This window comes from Bacillus sp. XT-2, from assembly GCF_025696525.1.
GTDB classification, from domain to species: Bacteria; Bacillota; Bacilli; order Bacillales; family Bacillaceae; genus Bacillus; species Bacillus halotolerans.
In genome coordinates, this window is record NZ_JAHVOC010000005.1 from 108,392 (window position 1) to 128,124 (window position 19,733).

The window sequence follows — 19,733 nt, forward strand, 5'->3', positions numbered from 1 at the left end:
TGAATTACTTGAATGTTTCTTTTACGAGCGCGACAACTTCTTCTGTCGTGCTCATAGATAAGATTTTCTCTTTGAATGACTCAGCTTCTTGTTTAGACAATTTGCTGATTTGTGTTCTTGCCGGAAGGATAGAAGTTGCGCTCATTGAGAACTCATCTAAGCCTAAGCCAAGAAGAATCGGAATCGCAATTTCATCTCCTGCCATTTCTCCGCACATGCCGACCCATTTTCCTTCTTTATGTGCCGCTTCAATTACAAGTGTAATTAAGCGAAGGATTGCAGGGTTGTATGGCTGATACAGGTAAGATACACGTTCATTCATACGGTCAGCTGCCATTGTGTATTGGATCAAATCATTTGTTCCGATACTGAAGAAGTCAACTTCTTTAGCAAACTGATCAGCGATAACTGCAGTTGACGGAATCTCAACCATCATACCGACTTCGATGTCGTCAGATACAGTTTGTCCCGCTTTGACAAGCTTTTCTTTCTCTTCAAGAAGGATCGCTTTCGCTTCTTTGAATTCGTTAACTGTCGCAATCATAGGGAACATGATTTTCAAGTTTCCGTATGTACTTGCACGAAGCAGCGCGCGAAGCTGTGTTCTGAAGATTTCTTGCTCTTCAAGGCAAAGACGAATCGCTCTGTAGCCCAAGAACGGGTTCATTTCTTTAGGAAGCTGCAGGTAAGGAAGCTCTTTGTCTCCGCCGATATCAAGTGTCCGAACGACAACTGATTTTCCTTCCATACGCTCAAGAACCGTTTTGTAAGCGTCAAACTGCTCATCTTCTGTAGGCAGCTGATCTCTTCCCATGTAAAGGAATTCTGTACGGTAAAGACCAACTGCTTCTCCGCCGTTTTCAAGAACACCCTTCACATCATCTGGAGTACCGATATTCGCTGCAAGCTCTACATGATGACCGTCTTTTGATACAGTCGGTTCATTGACCAGCTTCGCCCACTCAGCTTTTTGAGCTAAATAAGCGTTATGTTTTTCTTCATACTCTTTTACAGTTTCCGCAGAAGGATCGATAATGACATCGCCATTAATACCGTCAACGATAACAGTCACGCCGTTTTGGATCGTGCCTGTAGCCGCTTTCGTTCCGACAACTGCAGGAATCTCAAGAGAACGCGCCATGATGGCAGAGTGAGATGTGCGTCCGCCGATATCAGTTGTGAATCCTTTTACGAACTCACGGTTTAATTGAGCCGTGTCAGACGGTGTTAAGTCTTCAGCTACAATAATAACTTCTTCTGAAATCATGCTTGGGTTTGGAATTTCAACGCCAAGCAGGTGGCCCGTTACGCGTTTTGTTACGTCGCGGATATCTGCCGCACGCTCTTTCATGTATTCATTATCCATGGATTCAAACATGGTAACGAACATAGAAGACGTTTCTTTTAAAGCGAATTCAGCGTTTACAGAATCAGAGCTGATTTTTTCTTTCACAGGATTCAGAAGCTCAGGGTCACTGAGAACTAAAAGGTGAGCAGAAAAAATATCAGCTTTATCCTGACCCAGTTCTTTCAAAGCATGCTCTTTGATTTTTTCGAGCTCTTCTTTAGAACGTGCAATCGCTTCATCAAAACGGCTTACTTCCGCTTCAGAATCAGAGATGTTTTTCTTTTCAACCGTTAAATCTGGCTCTTCAAGCCGGTACGCTTTTGCAATCGCGATGCCGGCTGAAGCACCAATCCCTTTTAATTCTTGCATTACTCGCCGAGTCCTTCGCTTTTCATTGTTTCTTCTAAAGCGTTAAGAGCATCGTTTTCGTCAGCGCCAGCAGCAGAAATTGTGATTTCAGCGCCTTTAGCGATTCCAAGAGACATAACACCCATGATTGATTTAAGGTTTACAGTTTTGCCGTTATATTCCAAATTAACGTCAGCGTCGTATTTGCTTGCAGTTTGTACAAGAACTGTTGCAGGACGAGCGTGAATTCCAGAATCTGCAGTTACTTTGAATGTTTTTTGTGCCATTTTTATCATTCTCCTTTTAACTTAAAGCTATATTACTTCACAATATTATATCATACAGCCGTACTTGTCATCTGACAAGCACAGCGTACTATATACCCTTATTTTTCAATCTTCACAATGTCTTCTTGCTCTCTGTTAACTGATCCGCTTGCCTTAATGCTGACCGTTTCTCCTTCAGCAAGGTTCGTAAATACGATCGGTGTCATCAGAGACGGTACATTCGGTTTTACTGCGTCCAAATCAACTTCAAGAAGCTTTTGTCCAGGCTCAACGCGGTCCCCTTCTGATACGAAAGACGTAAACCCTTCGCCCTTGAGGCTGACCGTATCAATGCCGAAGTGGATCAAAATTTCTTTTCCACCGTCGGATTGCAGGCCGATTGCATGTTTTGTCGGGAAAACATTTAATATTTTTCCTCGTACCGGAGAAACGACGATGCCTTCAGAAGGAAGGATCGCAAAGCCGTCACCCATCATTTTTCCTGAGAAGACTTGGTCAGGAACATCAGTAATTGGGTGAATTTCTCCAGCAATCGGAGAAACAAAGACTTCCTCGCCAATTTCATTTTGCAGCGGTTCTGCAATGACTTCCTCAACCTGCTGCCCTACTTCTTCCTCAGCGGATGTTTTCGGTTCAGGTCTTGGTTTGCGTCCCGCGATGATGTCCTGCATTTGTGTTTTTAATCCGTCAGAACGCGGTCCGAAAATCGCCTGAATATTGTTGCCCACTTCCAGAACCCCGGAGGCGCCAAGCTGCTTCAGACGGTCTTTATCAACCTTTTTCTGATCGTTTACAGTCACACGCAGACGAGTGATACAAGCATCAAGGTGTTTGATGTTTTCCTGGTCACCCATGGCCTGCAGGATCTCGTAAGGAAGGTCGCCTGCTTCTCCTGTTTTCCCGGATGCTGCTGTTTCAGCTGAAGCATCCTCACGGCCTGGTGTTTTCAGATTAAATTTGCGGATCGCAAATCGGAATCCGAAGTAGTAAATAACCGCAATCCCTAAACCAACAGGGATGACAAGCCACCAAGCCGTGCGGTTCGGTAAAATGCCGAAAAGGAAGTAGTCAATTAAACCGCCGGAGAATGTCATACCAATCTTAACATTCAACAGCTGCATGACCATGAATGAAAGCCCTGCAAACAAACAGTGAATCGCAAATAGGACAGGGGCAACGAATAGGAATGAGAATTCCAATGGCTCTGTGATCCCTGTCAGGAAGGATGTCAGTGCTGCTGAACCCATAATACCTGCAACAAGTTTTTTGTTTTGCGGTTTTGCTTCATGATAAATCGCAAGTGCCGCAGCAGGAAGACCAAACATCATAAATGGATATTTACCTGTCATGAACGTACCTGCTGTTAACTGTACGCCGTCTTTAATCTGCGCCATAAAGATGCGCTGATCCCCGCGGATGATCTCTCCGGCTGCACTTTTGTAGCTGAAGAATTCATACCAGAACGGCGAGTAGAAAATATGATGCAGACCAAATGGAATAAGCGAACGTTCAATGACCCCGAAGATAAATGCAGCAAGGGTTGGATTCGCTTCCACTAATCCAGTTGAAAAGGCATTCAATCCATGCTGGATCGGAGGCCAGATCACTAACATAATAAGACCAAGAATCAGTGCGGAAATTGACGTAATAATCGGTACGAAACGTTTACCCGCAAAGAAACCAAGATATTGCGGCAATTCAATTGTATAAAATTTGTTAAACAACAATGCCGCCAGCACACCGACGATAATACCGCCGAATACCCCTGTCGCCAAGGTAGGTATGCCGAGCATGTTTACATATGCCGGGTGGTTTTCCGTGAAAAACTTGGCTCTTTCGATTGAATCGGAAGGAATGGTTCCGTTTGCAAGAAGAACCGCACTCATGGATACGTTCATCACCAGATAACCGATAATTGCTGCTATCCCTGCAACTCCATCTCCGTTGGCAAGCCCGATGGCTACACCTACTGCGAAAAGAAGCGGAAGGTTATCGAAAACAATCTGCCCAGCGCTTTCCATCACACCCGCTACGAGCTGAACATTGTCATTGCTTAGGAAATGCAGGACTTGAATCATGTCCTTGTTTTGCATTGCATTCCCGATCGCAAGCAAAATACCCGCCGCAGGAAGAATCGCAACTGGAAGCATAAGCGCACGCCCGATTTTTTGGAGAACGCCGAATAATGCTTTAAACATAAGAATTGACCTCCTCTTTTTACTAGTCTGACCTTACAGCTAAAAATCATGACAACGAATTCACAGGCGTAAGTCTTCCAGTTTAACCGTTTACATTTGCCCTTTTACACAACAAAAAAGGCATGAGCAAAATAGGGTGCGCAAAAGAACGAGAATGACCTTCCCGTTTTTTCCCCTCAATCACTCATGCCTGATCGGATCAGTAACACGTTTTTAAAGGATAAACTGAATTTATGAAATTTTATTGGTTAATCGGTACAGATGAAGCGTGAGATAAACCGCTTCCGCCTCATGAACTGGTTTCTTCAATGTTTGCTGCAAGATTTTAATCAATTTCCAAGCTGTATTGTAGCATAGCGGATATTCATTTTTCAATAACAACATTAATTTTTCTGGTTCTTTAGTCGGTTCCTCTTTTTTAATTCTTTCTATCGTAAATCTGATGTGCCGGATAAGCCGTAAATAGTTGACGCTTTCCTTATTTACTTTCATTTGAAACGAGTCTTCAATCACCTCTACAAGCTGCGCCATCAGCTGAGAGTGCTTATTGACTTCGGACAGCGGGCGATTCGTCAGGGCTGAATGAATATGCAGGGCGATAAAACCGATCTCCCCTTCCGGAAGGCAGATGCCCGCTTTTTCATTGATCATATCAATGACTTCTTTGGCAATCTGATATTCATCCGGATAAAGTGACTGCGTCTCCATTAAAAAAGGATTTTTCATATCAAAGCCCTGCTGCTGCCTTTTGATTGCAAATGCAATATGGTCAGTCAGTGCAATATGAATATGTTCATTTAGTGAGCGGTTTGTCCGATTGCTGATATGGTATATGACATCGTTTGAAATATCAACGAGCTTTTCATCAACATAGTCGAGGAGCTTTTTAAACTGCTTCTGTTCCTTTTCGTCCTTTAAAATGAACATTTTATCGTACCCTTTATCTTCAATCACATCATCTTGTTTTTTTCCGAAACCAATTCCTTTTCCTATCAAAACTACTTCACTGTATTTATGATGAGAAGCAATTAATACGTTATTATTCAGTACCTTTTTCACTGTAAAGGACCCATTCACGATCCTCAGCTCCTTTGTCATTCAATACCTCATATCGTACATAACGAACGGAATGCGCGTCAAACCTTTTTTCATGCTTTCACTAAACAGTCGATCTTTCAATGAGACGGTAATCAAGAACCCTGCTTTCAATCGGCTGACCTTGAATCCTTTTTTCCAGCATGGCAAACGCCTGCTTGCCCATTTCCTTCGCTTGAATATCGATAGTTGATATCCCAAGCAATTGGCTGATTTCATGGTTATCAAAGCTTAAGATCGCAAGTTCATCCGGAACAGACACTTTCTGAGCTTTCGCTTCGAGTAAAAGCCCTGCCGATACCTGGTCATTCGCGACAAAAATAGCCGTCGGCCTTTCTCTCCAGTTGTTCCATTTATGAAAAAGCGCTTTCCCATCGTTCATTGTAATCGCTTTCTCGATCACCCATTCTTCATTGAATGTTTCTCCGATCTCTTCCAATGCTTCTTTATATGCTTTGATGCGAAAATGACTGTTCATGCCTTTTTTTCTCGCTAAGCAAATCGCTATTTTTTTGTGCCCTTTGGCGATTAAATAGTCGAGTCCGTCCCGGAATGCGGCTTGATGAGGAATGCTGATTGTGGAAAATCCGCCCTTGTTTGAATTCTGACAAAGCAATATCGGCCCTTCCCACTCCTTGAGCTTGTCATCAGACAGCGCCTTCGAGCAAAAAATCAAACCGTCAACCTGGCGCTGTTTTAATTGGGACAGCGCAAAGATTTCTTTCTTCACGTCATAATTTGTCTGGAATAAAGAGAGGTGAATACCTGATTCTGCGGCAGCGTCTGAGATTCCCGCCATCAGTTCCGCAAAATAAGGAAGGCCGATCGTCGGCATCACAACACCGATCATGTTTGAAAACCCCTTCGACAAATGCACAGCGTGGACATTTCTTGTGTACTCCAACACTTCCATTGCTTCAAGCACTCTTTTTCTTTTCTCTTCACTTACATAAGGATGATTGTTTATGACTCTGGAAACCGTCGTAACGGAGACACCGGCTTTGTCTGCAATGTCTTTAATATTAGCCATAAATTCCCTTCTTTCTGATTTCCCTTGATCTGGAATGCGTTTCATACAATACGATAAGAACGTACCGACAGATTAGATGTTTTTTTGCTGAAAGGAGAAGATATAAATGGGTTTCTTCATTTTAATTGGATTATGTCTGGCCGTTCTGGGCGGAAGCTGCCTGGCTGTAAGACCGCTCAATCAAAAACATGAAGTGAAACCATTTCGGACGTTTGATGATTTTTTTATTTAAAACAGATAAAAAAGGACGATGTCGAGAACAAAGTCCTTTTTTATCTCTGCCTGTTACGGCAATATCGTTAATTCCTTCGGATATTGAGTAAGCGCAACCGCCCCGTCTTTTGTTACGTGAACGTCATCTTCAATGCGTACGCCGCCAACATCCGGCACATAAATGCCCGGTTCGATTGTGTAAACCATTCCTTCCTGCAGCAGCGTGTCATTGGCTTTGCTCATTGACGGGTACTCATGCACTGAAATGCCGAGACCATGGCCCAGCCGGTGAGGGAAATATTCTCCGTATCCGGCTTTTTCAATGATTCCGCGGGCAGTTAAGTCCAGATCTCCGATTCTCACGCCTGGTTTGCTTGCTTCTATCGCGGCTTTTTCCGCTTGAAGCACCGTCTCGTACATTTCTTCCTGCTTCGGATTGATTGTTTTGTAAGCAAAGGTTCGCGTGATATCAGAGCAATAGCCGTCCATAATAACACCCAGGTCAAACAAGACAAGATCGCCTTTCTTTAATGTGGCTGTCCCCGGATTTCCGTGAGGCTGACCTGATTTTTTCCCGAATAGCACCATTGTCGAGAAAGACATGCCCTGAATTCCTTTTTTCTTCAACTCATACTCAATCTGAGCGAGAACTTCCACCTCACTGATGCCTTCACGCAAAGCAGCTGTTCCGACTTCAACACCAAAATCGGCAAGCTTCGCCGCCTCTTTCAGCAATTTAATTTCATGCTCGCCTTTAATCAGACGAAACTGGTTAAGTGTTTCTTCTGCTGATACAAATTGAGCCCCTCCAGCTGAATGCTTCAGTTGTTCGGCACGCGAAAGCGAGATTGAATCCTTTTCTACGGCAAGCGTATGTATGCTGACATTTCGTTTTTTGAGTGCTTTTTCAATGAGCTCCCATGGATTTTCGTGATCGGCATAGCCAATAATTTCGTGATTCCATCCGGCATTTCGGGCCTGGTCTGCCTCCATTCCCGGACAAACGAAAAATGGCTCCTCCTCTTGAAAGATAAACAAACCCATTACACGTTCATGCGGCTCTGTATAAAAACCGGTTAAGTAAAATACATTTTCTTTCGTATGAATAAATGCGGCAGTATGCCCCGCTTCCTTCAGCCATGAAGAGACGCGTTGTATTCTATTCATTTCTTGTTCCTCCCTGCCTTTTGCCATGCATTGTTCTTTATATATTGTAACAGGTTTTACGGGTGTTTGCCTTTCACGGCGACTTTCCGTTTTCCATCATTTTATTTCCTGCCGGTCATCTTGTATACTGAGAGGAGAGTTAAATCGCAGGGAGTTGTTCCGTTTGCTGATGAATTTTTTCAGACGTAAGGCAGTTGTTCTATTAACAGTTGCGGGAATTTCCGCTCCTTTTGTCGGTATGAAGCTGGTGGATTTTTATTATTACAGCTCTATCATAGGCTGTGCTGCCGGCTTCCTTTGCTGCATCCTGGCTCTCATCATTGTGATGAAAAGGCCGGATCAAGAGAAAAAGAAAAGGAAGGTAAAACTTGATCCATAAAAAAACAGCAGCCCATTTGGACCGCTGTTTTTTATTTTAAAAGCCTTAAACCGTTTAGAATCACCAAGATCGTACTTCCTTCATGGCCTATAACGCCAAACGGCAATTCCATCACCTGTAAAAAGTTTGCGCAAATAAGCAGGCAAATGACCGCGAGAGAAAATACGATATTCTGCTTTACAATCCTGTTCATTTTCCGTGATAAACGGCACATTTTTACGAGTTTTTTCAAATCGTTTTGCATGAGCACCATATCAGCAGTTTCAAGGGCCACGTCTGTTCCGCCGCCCATTGCAATGCCGACATCCGCCGCTTTTAGTGCCGGCGCATCGTTGATTCCGTCTCCGACCATTGCAATGGTCCCGAATTCTTCTTTTAATCGTTTCACTTCATTTACTTTTTGGTCAGGCAGACATTCTGCTGCAACTGTTGTCATTCCCGCTTCCTTCGCTATCGCTTGAGCCGTGTCCTCGTGATCTCCCGTCAGCATGGCCGTTTTAATCCCCAGACTGCTCAGTTCATCCATGACTTCTTTTGCTTCAGGTCTGATTTGATCTTTCAAAGCGATACAGCCGGCAATTTGATCGTCCTTTTTCACAAACACTATGGTTTGGCCGTTTTGAATGATATCTGATGCAGATTGTTTCAAAAATTGTGCTGACAATTCTTCCCCAATAAATCCTGCCTTTCCGACTTTCCATTTGGCACCCGCCACTTCAGCCATTACACCAAAGCCTGACGTTTCTTCGATTGATATGTAGCCGGACTTGTTGATGCCGCGGCTTTCAGCGTAGCCGGCAATGGCTTGCGCGAGCGGATGGCTGGACTGCTTCTCAATCGCATAGACAGCTTCAAGCACTTCCGTTTCTTCATACCCTTCCGCCAGTCTGACCGTCTCAACCGCGGGCTGGCCTTTTGTTACAGTCCCCGTTTTGTCAAAAGCGATCATTTGCACAGATCCCAGCTGTTCAAGAAATACACTTCCTTTCACTAGCATGCCGTTGCGGGCGCCATTTGAAATCAAGGACAGCGCTGCCGGCATGATGGACGCGACAAGTGCGCAAGGTGACGCCACCACCATAAATACCATCGCGCGATAAAAGGTTTCACTCCAGCTCCAGCCAAGTGCAAAGTGCGGCACAAACAACAGCAGCCCCACCACGATCAGAACGCCTTTTACATATGCATTTTCAAATCGTTCGATAAAAGCTTGCGCAGGTGACACACTGTTTTGCGCAGATTCCACCAATTTGATAATCTTTCGGAATAAAGAATCTTCGCTTGCTTTTGTGACACGGACGGTCAAGGAGCCGTTTCGATTAACAGTTCCCGTATACACAGCGTCGCCGGTGTTTTTTTCTACGGGCATCGATTCGCCCGTTAACGCTGACTCGTCAAGACTTGTAGAACCAGATTCAATGATTCCGTCAGCTGCCACCCGTTCTCCAGGTTTGATAACAATCGTATCACCAGCCTTTATATCTGCAACCGATACTCTTTTGGTTTCACCGTTTACAATCAGCGTTGCTTCTTCAGGCTCAAGCTTCATTAAAGAAGTTAAATCCCTGCTGCTTTTATTCATCGTGTATGTTTCTAAAGCTCCGCTTAAGGAAAAAATAAAGATTAAAACGGCACCCTCTGCCCAGTACCCAATCAATGCGGAACCCACGGCAGCGAAAATCATTAAAAGCTCAACATTCAGCGTTTTGGATTCGAGCGTTTCTTCGATTCCTTCTTTCGCTTTAGCAAATCCGCCGATGACAAAGGCCAGCAAATATAGCGTTACCGATAACAACTGATGTGAGGAAAGGAGCCAGCCTGCTAAAATAAGAGCACCTGACACAAGGGCTGCGATAAGCTCCGCATGCTGGGACCAGCTTTTTTCTGGCTGTTCTGTCTTTAATGGCTGATGCTGATCATGTTGAAGCATCACTTGTTCATTCATATCGAATCCTCCTCCCTAATTGAGAACGCAAATCATCTTCATTTCTCTTATAAAAAACAAAATCGCCGCCCAGAAGGCAGCTTCATCGTTGGTTATTTCATGATGTCTTTCTTAATTATAGCATGCAGAAAAAGAATTTCAATTATAATTATTTTAATTTCTTTTTGATAATAATTATCATTAACATCTGTTCACCTTTCATTATATGACAAAAAAGCTGAAAGGCTACGCTCTCAGCTTATTCTTTCGTCCATTCTTTCAATTGTTCAGCCGTCATCGGCCCCACTTTTGTTTCTTCAATTTCACCCTTTTCATTCAGCAAAAACGAGGTGGGAATCGTTATAATATGATATTCCTTCATTAAATCCCCTTTTGTGTCGAGAACAATCGGAAAGGTCAGATGGTTTACTTTGATAAAGTCTTTAACGACTTGCTGATTTTGTTCTGAATTCACTAAATTGACCGTTACCAGCTTCACACTGTCAGATCGATGAGCCTCGTAAAATGATTGGAACTGAGGGAGTTCCTTTTTGCAGGGCGGACACCATGAAGTCCAAAAATGCAGGATCGTTTTCTGTCCTTTATTTGGGATGGAGATATCCTCTCCTTCTATCGTTTTCATGAGGAAAACCGCAGGAACAGCAGGCTGTTTATTGGCAGCCTGTGCCGATAGAGGCAGCCATGGAATCATAGCAAATAAGATCAGGCAAATAGCGAGGGGCAAGCGTTTTGTCAACATGGAATCTTCCTTTCATGCTTTTCAAATAGCTTGCCCCGCTAGAGATTTATCATCCTTCAATCCGCGGCGTTCGGTTTCCTCCCGTCAGAAAAACAGATACACGCAGCGCTTTGCAAATCGTTGTATAGTGTAGGCTCGTCAGCAAAATCATACCTGTATTCATCCCAAGGATAATCCCGAGCATTTGCAGGTTTTCCATTGAACCCAGCACATACATCATACTCAGCGCAACGAGATGGCTCCACACGTTGTGATAAAAAGCTTCTTTGACAAAGCCCATCCCGATTAAACATGCCTGCAGGGGCATCACAAATAAATGAAAGAGAAAGTACGGCCACAAAAGCTGCAAATAATACTGCGCTTCAGGAGAGTGAAAAAACAGATGGGTCAGGGGCTCCGCAAACTGAAACATGATCCAGACAGCCGGTATACCGTATCCCAACGTGATAAAGATCGACTGCTTCAGCCTTTTTAATACGATGTCATATTGTGAGAGAGAATAAGCTTCAGAAATACTGGGAATCATGACGACCATTAACGAATGGGCGATAAAAGCAGGAAACGACCCTATTGTCACAGCCACTCCGGCCAGCATGCCGTATTGATCGATGGCAGTTGTCCCTGCAACGCCCGCTGCCAAAAGCGCTCCTTTTACTAAAAAAGGCTCAATGGCGTTGACTACAGCGTGGAAAATGCGCAGTCCGGTTGTCGGAATCGATACGGCAAGCAGTCTTTTTCTAACATCTTTCCCGCGTAAATGGATATGCTGCTGAACCGATACCGCACGTCTTGCCAGGATAAACTGTGAATACAAGTAAACAAGCACGATCACATCGCTCACGACAAGGACAAACAGCGAAATCAGCACAGCCATGTCCAGCTCAAACGAGTACCATTGAAAGAAGATGAACAAGCACAACAGCTGAATGATTTTTTTCAGTACATTAGCGATTGCGATCTTCCCCATTTTTTGCACACCCATAAAGTAGCCTCTGGCAATTGACGTAAAGGCGACAATAGGAATCAAGCCGATGACAATTCCTTTGATAAACGGGTGATATGTATCAAACACCGGAATAAAAGGAAGCGCAATACTGGCGGCGGCGGTGGAAAAGGCCGTGAAAACAGCTGTCATTCTGAAGGCGTGCCTCAGCATGCTTTCATGGAGCTTTGGATTTGATTCAGCGATAAATTTAGAAATTGATATTGGCAGCTCCAAGCTTGCGATGACAATAATTAAAAAGATGGTAGGCAAAATACTCATGTAAAGCCCCATCCCGTGCTCGCCAAGCTCGCGCGCCAAAATCATATTCACGACAAATTCAAGGCATTCGGCGAAAAAGGCGGCAATGGATAAAAGAATAATCCCTTTTACAAATCGATTCATGATGTCTCTCCTTGTCTCTTGTACTACCAACATCATATGAGACAAGTTCAAAAATTATTTTATTTTTACTCTTTCTATAAAAAAAAGCACAGCTGAGACGAATGGTCTCTTCTATGCTTATATGGCAAAGACATGCCTGCCGATTTTTTCAATGATTTTCCTTGAGCGAATCCAGTCATCTGACGCCGTTTTCGGGTTATAAAAGAAAAGGGCTTCTGTTTCTCTGTCCTTAGATGACATCGCTTCTTCAACAGCCTCAATTGATTCTTTGTCTGGCTCTTGATTAATGCTTCCGTTTGCGACAGGTTCAAAGGCATTTTTCTGATAAATAACCCCTCTGATTGTATCGGGAAAGCCCTTCTTATCCGTCCTGTTCAGCACAACGCTTGCAACAGCGACCTTGCCTTCATAGGATTCGCCCTTCGCCTCTGCGTGAACGAGTCGGGAAAGCAATTCTTTTTCAGACTCAGAATAAGTTTCTCTCTTCTCATTCGCTTTCTCTGATTGTTCTTTTTCTTTCTTTTCAGTGTTCGCTGATAGCTTGATCGGCTTTATTTTTTTCTTGTCCTCATCAGCAGACAGTGAAGAGAAAGATGTGTCTGTGTCATGATTTATATGGGTAAGCAGCTTAGCTTCTTCATGTTTTGTCTTCTTTGTGTTCAGTAGTGAAGCTTGTGTATGTTCAATTTTCGAAGCAGGCATGAAACAAAGAAGAAAAACAGCTAGCGCAGTAAATTTTGTCGTCATACAGTTTCCTCCTTAAAGTGCTCAAAAAACACTTCATAACCTTAACAAGAGATCAAATCAATTTCACGGAAAAAGATTTTCCAACTCTCCCAAACAGGTATCAGGATGGAATATACCGGGTGACGCACTGATTAATGGCAAAAAAACAGCGTGATTTTCTATAAATCTTGTCATTTCAAGGCATATTTATCCATTTTTGTAATTTTACATTTTATTTACGTCTGTTACATCATTTGTAATAAAAGGCTGGCGTTCTGTCATATATGATAAAAAGGCTTCTCACTTATGAGAAACCTTTTAGCTTCTTGGCTGTTCTAAATATTGAAACACCACATCTCCGCCTTGCTGGGCAATGCCTCGGAAATGCTTAAAATCGTCCTGTTTCGATAAAACGGCCCTGAAATCAAGAAAGTGTTCTTTTTGGACTCTCAATTCTTTTATTTCACCAGTACGAAGCTGTTCAATCTGTTCTGTTATGTCTTCGGGACGCAATCAAAACTCCCCCTTTTCAATCTTTGAACGAAAATCAATATATCATTTTTCCTGCGCCAGGACAATTCCTTAGGACGATAAAACTCCTTATCGCTTTACTTCTCAATAAAAATACTGTTTAATACTTTCAAAAGGAATTATTATGTTTAAAGGAGAGGAAGCTTGTGAAAATCGCTAAGGTCGGAAACGTCATTGAATTTAAAAACGGATTAACCGGTGTTGTTGAAAAAGTTAATGAGAATTCTGTTATCGTAGATGTTACCATTATGGATAACTATCGGGATCTTGAGCTAGATTCACTGACTGTTGTTAATCATAAAAATTACAAGATCATCAGAGACTCCTATTAAATCCTCCTTCATCCACACGCATTCGCAAAAACTGCAAGACGAACAATTAAACACCTTACATATCAAATTAGCTTTCTCAAAAGCTGCCGGCCGGCAGCTTTTTTACATAAAAAACACCGATTATGAATCGGCGTTCGTGTCTGTTTCCGTTATTTCGATATAAAATTCACTCACGGCTCCCGCTTCGTACAGGTTGGTCAATGACGTTGAATAATTTGTGATTTCACCGCGTAAGGCAAGATTTCGTTCCGGAACTTCGACGTTAAATGTCTTTTCATATAACAGCACAGCGATATCATGATAAGTCTCACTGGTAACGTGTAAGGTAAAGGCAATTTTCCGCTTCGGCTCGCTCTCTTCTTGATATGTTGACATTTCTAACGTGACATCGTTTAAACGCAATGTTTTCACTTTGTATCACTCCTTATCAGTTCATGCATCTTAACATAACGCCGTTAACATTTACAATGAATCTGTTCTGAGCATTATTTTAACCATTTCTTTAAAAAAGACGCCTTTACAAACATACGTTCGATATTTTATAATAAAACAGACGAGCTGCCATCCAGCATCCCGTCTTTTCATTAGAAGGTGACGAGTGGCATTCCCCCCCGGATTCACTCGTCTTTTTTATGTATAAAATCCCCTGCATTCCGCAGGAGAAACTATATTAACGATTATTAACCGCCTCCGCTTATATATTTTTAAACACTCTATTCCAGACTGACGAATCTTCTTGTCCAAGACTCCAGCTGCCAAGACCTTTTAGGTTATATTTTTGAACGAGTTTTATTTTTGCTCTGAGTGACTGTTCATTTTCGAACCATAATGTATATGTTCCTGGAGGTAATAGATCCTTCTTATCGTGTTTGATCGTAAAAACAGCTTTTGGAGACTGACTCTTTATGTCAAAAATAATTGTACCGTTATGCCTTTTTACTAATGAGTTAACAAGGTAAAGTGAAATGGCTTGTGAGTTAGATTGGTTTTGCATCCAGCAACGGCCATAGAAAGGCAATCCTAAAACCAGTTTTTTGGGAGAGATTTTTTGGGCTAGAGCATATTGAATGGACTTTTCCACCCATCCTACACTTGCAGTAGGCCCAGCAAGGCGGCTTTCATCATAGGCCATAACCATTAGATAGTCCGCATGTTTAGCTAAATTCTCATAATCATATAATCCGTGCCAGCCCTTCGTCCAGCCAAAAGGATTTGCTGCCACTGCAACTGATACCTCTTTGTGCCTAGGAATACCTTTTCTTACTAATCTAACGAAATCCGTAAATGCCTGCCGATCTTTCTCTGTAAGGTTTTCTATATCGATATTGACCCCGTCTAGATCCAGTTCTTCTATTGCATTAGAAATTTGTTTAGCCAAAACCACTCGTTTCTTTAACGCAACTCGACCCAAATCCTGATTCCAATGATTGCTTAAAAAAGGAACTACTTTTAATTTTCTTCTATGAAGAGCTTTAATCACATCAGGATTAGCTGAACGGAGAAGTAGTGATCCATTTTTTCTGATATAGAAAAAGTCAGGAGACACGACTTTTAATACTCCGTTCGTTTGATCAACGTGATGAATAATACCATAACCTAATCCAGAATAGAAATAGCTCATTTGAAACATCTCATAACCCCTTCATTCTCAGAGATATCAAGTTTTAACAAATAATTGACCATTTCAATTTGTTTCGTTTCCGAAACCTCATAAATTACCTTTCTCTTATCTTTATCATTTGTCCGGGATAAATTCTATCTGAAGAAAGCTTATTAAGATTCATAAGTTGTTGTGCCGGAATATTAAAGGATTTTGAAATCGTCCATAATGTATCGCCGGATTCCACACAATATACTTCATATGTCACGGGAAATTCCATATAACGAGGCGTTCTTTTCACTTCTGTTTTGGTTTTTTCCCCTTCATTCATATTACTCTCCTTTAGAAAAATTTATTTTTAACATCTCTAGACCGTTTCTTTCTAATCTTAATGATTTGTCCCGCATATATCTGATCTGATTTGAAATGATTTAGCTCCATGATTTGCTGAAGGGAAACTTTATACTTTATGGCGATTTTCGTTAATGTTTCACCGGGAGCAACATGATGGATCACGTAATTTTCTTTGAGAACATCAACATAATGAATGGTTTCCTCTAGGTTTCTTAAGATTCCTCTGCTTTTTAGCACCTCAAGCATTCTCTCAGCTCTATGCCGATAGGAATCATTCTTTACAGCCTTTTTACCGTTTATCCGAATCTTCTTTCTCTCGCTATCATGATTCAAATAGTATTTAACCTTTTCAAATGTTTCTTTTGGGGAAGATGAAACGATGAGATCGCGGCCAGGTTTGAATTTACCTCGAACTGCTGGTGTATCCGATGTCAATAAAACCCCTCCGGAACCAAGAATCTCATAGGTGCGCTGCGTAAGCTGGCTTTCACAGTTTTGCAAACCGAGAATGATTTTTGCTGAACTGTAAACTTTATATGCTTCAGTATAATCAAGGTATCCATGAATCCAATTCCGGGGAATTTCTCTTCCTATATGTTTGCTCATTTTCTCCCAATTTTTCCCCCAAAAATCAATGCGAATACCATTTTGTATGAGAGGACGAATAAGCGTTTTTAAAGAGGACGAGCGGAACACTTCCGGATGTTCTTCAAGAAAATTAGGGTAAGCATTAGCCACCACCGCTATATCACAGCTATATTTGTCCAATGGTTTAATCTGATGATGTATACTTTCGTGATATGCAAAGTCTAAATGAGCCGCTTTTATCCCCATCCTTTCATAAGTTTTACATAGAGAAGGTGTAACGGTGAAAACAAAATCCGGTTTCATCTTTTTAATTAACGGGATAGTAAAGTTTTGAGTGTGCAGCGGGTCTTCAGTTGCCCAATAAACGAGGGGGATCTTCACCTTTTTAGTAGCATTGCGGATCCAGGCTTGCTTTTCCCTTGAATGCTCTGGTGTCCAACCCATAGATACGATTAGATCTGGTTTGAATTCTTCTATCATTTCAGTAACATTTTCCCGACTTACAGGGCCCGAAATCATTACGGTATGGCCTGCTTCACTAAACCCATTCGGTAAACCATAGAGCCACATAGGATGACTCTCTAGAAAAAGAATTTTCACACATGTTCGTCCTCTCTTTCACTTTTTAATGTCTACTTATTGGTATGTATTTGTAATATAACTTGTGACGGTACTAGTCTATACAAAACGTTCAGATATGAGATGACGTAATAGCTTCCTGAAAAATTACATTCTAAGAGAACGAAAAATAATCGTTTCTCTCGTCGACACGAAAAAATATAACAGAAGCTGAAAAATACTTTCGGTATTGCCGGATACGCCATCCATATATAATGAGAAATAAAAATTATAATCATCATTTAATAGCTTGTGCGGATGCCCCACAGAAAAGAAAGCGATCTACAAAATACTTTCCTTTGATTTAGCTAGACTTTCTGCCAAAAAACTTACGTTAATATATTGATTTTTGCATAAAAGAAAAAGACGTACACATTTGTACGTCTTAAATTACCTCTGCAATATCAACTTTTCACTGCATAAAAGTCACACTAGGTCACACTTTTATTGGACTTAGTGTGGGTTCTCATTAGCGATTATCAATCGTCTCCGGATACAAGTCATGATTCATCATGCGGTACTCGGCCATTTCCTCGTACTTCGTGCCAGGTTTTCCGTAGTTTGTGTACGGATCAATGGAAATTCCGCCTCTTGGCGTGAATTTGCCCCATACTTCAATGTAGCGCGGGTCCATTAATTCAATCAAGTCATTCATGATGATGTTCATGCAATCTTCATGGAAGTCTCCATGGTTTCTGAAGCTGAACAGGTACAGCTTTAGTGATTTGCTCTCCACCATTTTTTCATCAGGAATATAGCTGATGTAAATTGTTGCGAAGTCAGGCTGTCCTGTTTTCGGGCATAAAGATGTGAATTCAGGGCAGTTGAATTTTACAAAATAATCACGGTTTACATGTTTATTTGGAAAGGATTCCAGCACGTCCGGCGCATATTCAAACAAATAATTTGTTCCTTGGTTGCCAAGCAGTGTTACACCTTCTAATTCGGATTCTTTTCTTGTCGTCATATTTATCTTCCTTCCTATTAAACTCCTCTTTTGTTGCCCCATAACAGGGTATGCAGCTGCGGAAGCACTCTGACGAGATTCAGCTCCGCATCGGCAGCGACCTGATCAACAAGCGCTTCATATTTTCCAAGTAAATGTGCAATGAGTGATTTGTCATCTGCCGTATGCACATCATCGTTCCCGACTTGCAGATAAAACGGTATTCCCGGGTAGCGTTTGTGTACAGTTTTGGCAAACTCGAGATCTTCATCATTAAAAATGACAACCTTCAAGCTGACAGCATGCTGTCTGTTATTCTCTTTCAATGATGTCAAAATATGATCCAGCTTACTAAAGTTCGTCACCATTTTCGAACTTGGCGGTTTAGGTGAAATCGTCAGATCGTCGATCAGTGTAAACCAATCCTGATAGACTGTCCCCTGTGTTTCGAGAGCTGCACGGATATTGTTTTCCTTCAGCAGCTCTATCAAAGCATCCAGCTGTTTTAACAGCGCCGGGTTTCCGCCGGAGATGGTTACGTGAGAAAACGCGTCTCCTCCAATCTCCTTAAGCTCTGAAAAAATCTCCTCGGCTGTCATCCAGCGAATATCTTTTTTAGCAGATCCGTCCCAAGTGAAGGCGGAGTCACACCAGCTGCAGGAATAATCACAGCCTGCTGTACGGACAAACATTGTCTTCTGTCCGATCACCATGCCTTCCCCTTGAATCGTCGGGCCGAAAATTTCTAATACAGGAATTCCTTTAGCCATTCAAACCACCCTTTTTCGGACGGTAAACACAATAACTGGTCGGTGTTTCACGGACAAACACCTGCACACAGCTTGGTTTATTCTCCAGTGTGTTTAAATAAGCCTGCACTTTGTCATAGATCGTTTTTGCCACGACTTCAGTTGTCGGCAGCGAATACCGGTCGTCCTTAGAAAATTCTTCATGATCATTTAAAAGCGTATGATCATAGGAGCCGTGAACCAGTTTTTTGAGCACACTGAAATTCACGAGAAAGCCGGAATCATCAAGCTCATCACCGGCAACGGTTATATTTACGGTATACGTATGCCCGTGCACCCTGCTGCACGCTCCCGCACTTTCACGCGGAATAAAATGAGCGGCAGAAATTTGCATGTCCTTATTCAATTCAAATGAATAAGGATGCTGGACCTGTGGATATATTTGAGATAACAATTTATGCCCGCTCTCCTTTCATCGCCATATATTCTTCATAGCCTCTGGAGCGAAGATGACATGCCGGACATTCGCCGCAGCCATCTGCGATGATGCCGTTATAGCATGTAAGCGTGTTGTTTTTCACAAAATCAAGCGCGCCAAGCTCATCTGCAAGCTTCCACGTTTCCGCCTTATTCAGCCACATGAGCGGTGTATGAATCACAAAAGGCTTCTCCATGGCCAGGTTAACCGTCACATTGCAAGATTTAACGAATTCATCACGGCAGTCAGGATAGCCGCTGAAATCCGTTTCGCAAACGCCCGTGATAATATGGCGGGCGCCAATTTGGTACGCCAGGATAGACGCAAAAGATAAGAATACTAAGTTACGGCCTGGAACAAATGTTGATGGCAGCTCGCCGTCTTTTGCTTCAATTTCTATATCATTTCTCGTCAGGGCATTAGGCGCAAGCTGGTTTAAAAGTGACATATCAAGCAAATGATTTTTCACACCAAGCTTATCCGCAATCCCCTTCGCCACTTCAACTTCCTGCGAATGACGCTGATTATAATGAAAAGTTACAGTTTCCACTTCCTCAAATTCCTTTAACGCCCACAGTAAACATGTGGTACTGTCTTGGCCGCCGCTGAATACGACAATTGCTTTTTCCTTTTTCATGATTCCTCTCCTTCTCCGCTATAAAAATCTCGGCGAGA

The 19,733-nt window shown here is 42.3% G+C and carries 22 protein-coding genes; 3 read left to right on the forward strand and 19 right to left on the reverse strand.

What is annotated here, in order from left to right; all coding sequences use genetic code 11:
- Positions 1 to 4: 4 nt before the first annotated feature.
- From ptsP to KXD37_RS14570, 5 genes are all read right to left on the reverse strand, one after another.
- Positions 5 to 1,717 (reverse strand): phosphoenolpyruvate--protein phosphotransferase, encoded by a 1,713-nt coding sequence (gene ptsP, locus KXD37_RS14550; protein WP_263463631.1) that lies wholly within the window; start codon positions 1,715 to 1,717, stop codon positions 5 to 7.
- On the reverse strand, positions 1,717 to 1,983 hold the full coding sequence (locus KXD37_RS14555) for a phosphocarrier protein HPr (RefSeq protein WP_010334034.1): 267 nt from the start codon (positions 1,981 to 1,983) through the stop codon (positions 1,717 to 1,719). Before KXD37_RS14555 ends, ptsP begins: the two co-directional genes overlap by 1 nt.
- A 98-nt stretch (positions 1,984 to 2,081) precedes the next feature.
- A complete protein-coding gene (gene ptsG / locus KXD37_RS14560; protein WP_024121195.1) occupies positions 2,082 to 4,181 on the reverse strand; it encodes a PTS glucose transporter subunit IIABC in 2,100 nt (699 codons plus the stop codon).
- A 231-nt stretch (positions 4,182 to 4,412) separates the two neighbouring features.
- Positions 4,413 to 5,279: a glucose PTS transporter transcription antiterminator GlcT gene (glcT, locus tag KXD37_RS14565; protein ID WP_038954190.1), complete on the reverse strand. Its 867-nt coding sequence runs from the start codon at positions 5,277 to 5,279 to the stop codon at positions 4,413 to 4,415.
- Between the two features lie 61 nt (positions 5,280 to 5,340).
- Positions 5,341 to 6,306, reverse strand: coding sequence for a LacI family DNA-binding transcriptional regulator (locus KXD37_RS14570; protein WP_101865214.1), 966 nt, complete (start codon positions 6,304 to 6,306; stop codon positions 5,341 to 5,343).
- A 106-nt stretch (positions 6,307 to 6,412) separates the two neighbouring features.
- On the opposite strand from KXD37_RS14570, the gene KXD37_RS14575 reads away from it, so the two are divergent.
- Positions 6,413 to 6,538 (forward strand): hypothetical protein, encoded by a 126-nt coding sequence (locus tag KXD37_RS14575; RefSeq protein ID WP_010334030.1) that lies wholly within the window; start codon positions 6,413 to 6,415, stop codon positions 6,536 to 6,538.
- Between the two features lie 53 nt (positions 6,539 to 6,591).
- Here the strand turns inward: KXD37_RS14575 and KXD37_RS14580 are convergent, their stop codons facing one another.
- Entirely contained in the window at positions 6,592 to 7,686 is a 1,095-nt protein-coding gene (locus KXD37_RS14580; protein ID WP_024121192.1) for a M24 family metallopeptidase, read from the reverse strand.
- Positions 7,687 to 7,849: 163 nt separating this feature from the next.
- Here KXD37_RS14580 and KXD37_RS14585 point away from each other — a divergent pair, with 163 nt between their 5' ends.
- Positions 7,850 to 8,065: a hypothetical protein gene (locus KXD37_RS14585; protein ID WP_263463633.1), complete on the forward strand. Its 216-nt coding sequence runs from the start codon at positions 7,850 to 7,852 to the stop codon at positions 8,063 to 8,065.
- Positions 8,066 to 8,096: 31 nt separating this feature from the next.
- On the opposite strand, the gene KXD37_RS14590 is transcribed toward KXD37_RS14585, so the two are convergent.
- From KXD37_RS14590 to KXD37_RS14610, 5 genes are all read right to left on the reverse strand, one after another.
- Positions 8,097 to 10,010 (reverse strand): heavy metal translocating P-type ATPase, encoded by a 1,914-nt coding sequence (locus KXD37_RS14590; protein WP_255004345.1) that lies wholly within the window; start codon positions 10,008 to 10,010, stop codon positions 8,097 to 8,099.
- Between the two features lie 238 nt (positions 10,011 to 10,248).
- A complete protein-coding gene (gene stoA / locus KXD37_RS14595) occupies positions 10,249 to 10,749 on the reverse strand; it encodes an endospore biogenesis thiol-disulfide oxidoreductase StoA (protein ID WP_106020391.1) in 501 nt (166 codons plus the stop codon).
- A 49-nt stretch (positions 10,750 to 10,798) separates the two neighbouring features.
- Positions 10,799 to 12,136, reverse strand: coding sequence for a sporulation protein YkvU (gene ykvU, locus KXD37_RS14600; protein WP_024121188.1), 1,338 nt, complete (start codon positions 12,134 to 12,136; stop codon positions 10,799 to 10,801).
- Between the two features lie 117 nt (positions 12,137 to 12,253).
- Entirely contained in the window at positions 12,254 to 12,883 is a 630-nt protein-coding gene (locus tag KXD37_RS14605) for a cell wall hydrolase (protein WP_095713425.1), read from the reverse strand.
- 297 nt (positions 12,884 to 13,180) lie between these two features.
- Positions 13,181 to 13,375 (reverse strand): hypothetical protein, encoded by a 195-nt coding sequence (locus KXD37_RS14610; RefSeq protein ID WP_010334023.1) that lies wholly within the window; start codon positions 13,373 to 13,375, stop codon positions 13,181 to 13,183.
- A 164-nt stretch (positions 13,376 to 13,539) separates the two neighbouring features.
- Between KXD37_RS14610 and KXD37_RS14615 the strand changes: the two genes are divergently transcribed.
- Complete coding sequence (locus KXD37_RS14615; protein ID WP_003232446.1) at positions 13,540 to 13,725, forward strand: YkvS family protein; 186 nt, start codon at positions 13,540 to 13,542, stop codon at positions 13,723 to 13,725.
- 120 nt (positions 13,726 to 13,845) lie between these two features.
- Here KXD37_RS14615 and KXD37_RS14620 read toward each other — a convergent pair whose 3' ends face one another.
- The 8 genes from KXD37_RS14620 to queC all read right to left on the reverse strand — a co-directional run bounded on the left by KXD37_RS14620 (position 13,846) and on the right by queC (position 19,695).
- Positions 13,846 to 14,136 carry a DUF3219 family protein gene (locus KXD37_RS14620; RefSeq protein ID WP_127695351.1) on the reverse strand — a complete coding sequence of 97 codons (291 nt, stop codon included), beginning with the start codon at positions 14,134 to 14,136 and terminating at the stop codon, positions 13,846 to 13,848.
- A gap of 283 nt (positions 14,137 to 14,419) precedes the next feature.
- Positions 14,420 to 15,355 (reverse strand): glycosyl hydrolase family 18 protein, encoded by a 936-nt coding sequence (locus KXD37_RS14625; RefSeq protein ID WP_106020392.1) that lies wholly within the window; start codon positions 15,353 to 15,355, stop codon positions 14,420 to 14,422.
- A gap of 85 nt (positions 15,356 to 15,440) precedes the next feature.
- Positions 15,441 to 15,656, reverse strand: a complete 216-nt coding sequence (locus KXD37_RS14630) for a LysM peptidoglycan-binding domain-containing protein (RefSeq protein ID WP_106020393.1) — start codon at positions 15,654 to 15,656, stop codon at positions 15,441 to 15,443.
- Between the two features lie 11 nt (positions 15,657 to 15,667).
- The gene (locus KXD37_RS14635; protein WP_105955534.1) at positions 15,668 to 16,867 is read right to left on the reverse strand and encodes a glycosyltransferase; all 1,200 of its coding nucleotides are present in this window, start codon (positions 16,865 to 16,867) and stop codon (positions 15,668 to 15,670) included.
- 487 nt (positions 16,868 to 17,354) lie between these two features.
- Positions 17,355 to 17,852, reverse strand: coding sequence for a preQ(1) synthase (gene queF / locus KXD37_RS14640; RefSeq protein WP_024121183.1), 498 nt, complete (start codon positions 17,850 to 17,852; stop codon positions 17,355 to 17,357).
- A 17-nt stretch (positions 17,853 to 17,869) separates the two neighbouring features.
- The gene (gene queE, locus KXD37_RS14645; RefSeq protein WP_229148076.1) at positions 17,870 to 18,601 is read right to left on the reverse strand and encodes a 7-carboxy-7-deazaguanine synthase QueE; all 732 of its coding nucleotides are present in this window, start codon (positions 18,599 to 18,601) and stop codon (positions 17,870 to 17,872) included.
- The gene (gene queD, locus KXD37_RS14650) at positions 18,594 to 19,034 is read right to left on the reverse strand and encodes a 6-carboxytetrahydropterin synthase QueD (RefSeq protein WP_229148067.1); all 441 of its coding nucleotides are present in this window, start codon (positions 19,032 to 19,034) and stop codon (positions 18,594 to 18,596) included. Before queD ends, queE begins: the two co-directional genes overlap by 8 nt.
- 1 nt (position 19,035) lies before the next feature.
- A complete protein-coding gene (gene queC / locus KXD37_RS14655) occupies positions 19,036 to 19,695 on the reverse strand; it encodes a 7-cyano-7-deazaguanine synthase QueC (protein ID WP_024121180.1) in 660 nt (219 codons plus the stop codon).
- Between the last annotated feature and the right edge of the window lie 38 nt (positions 19,696 to 19,733).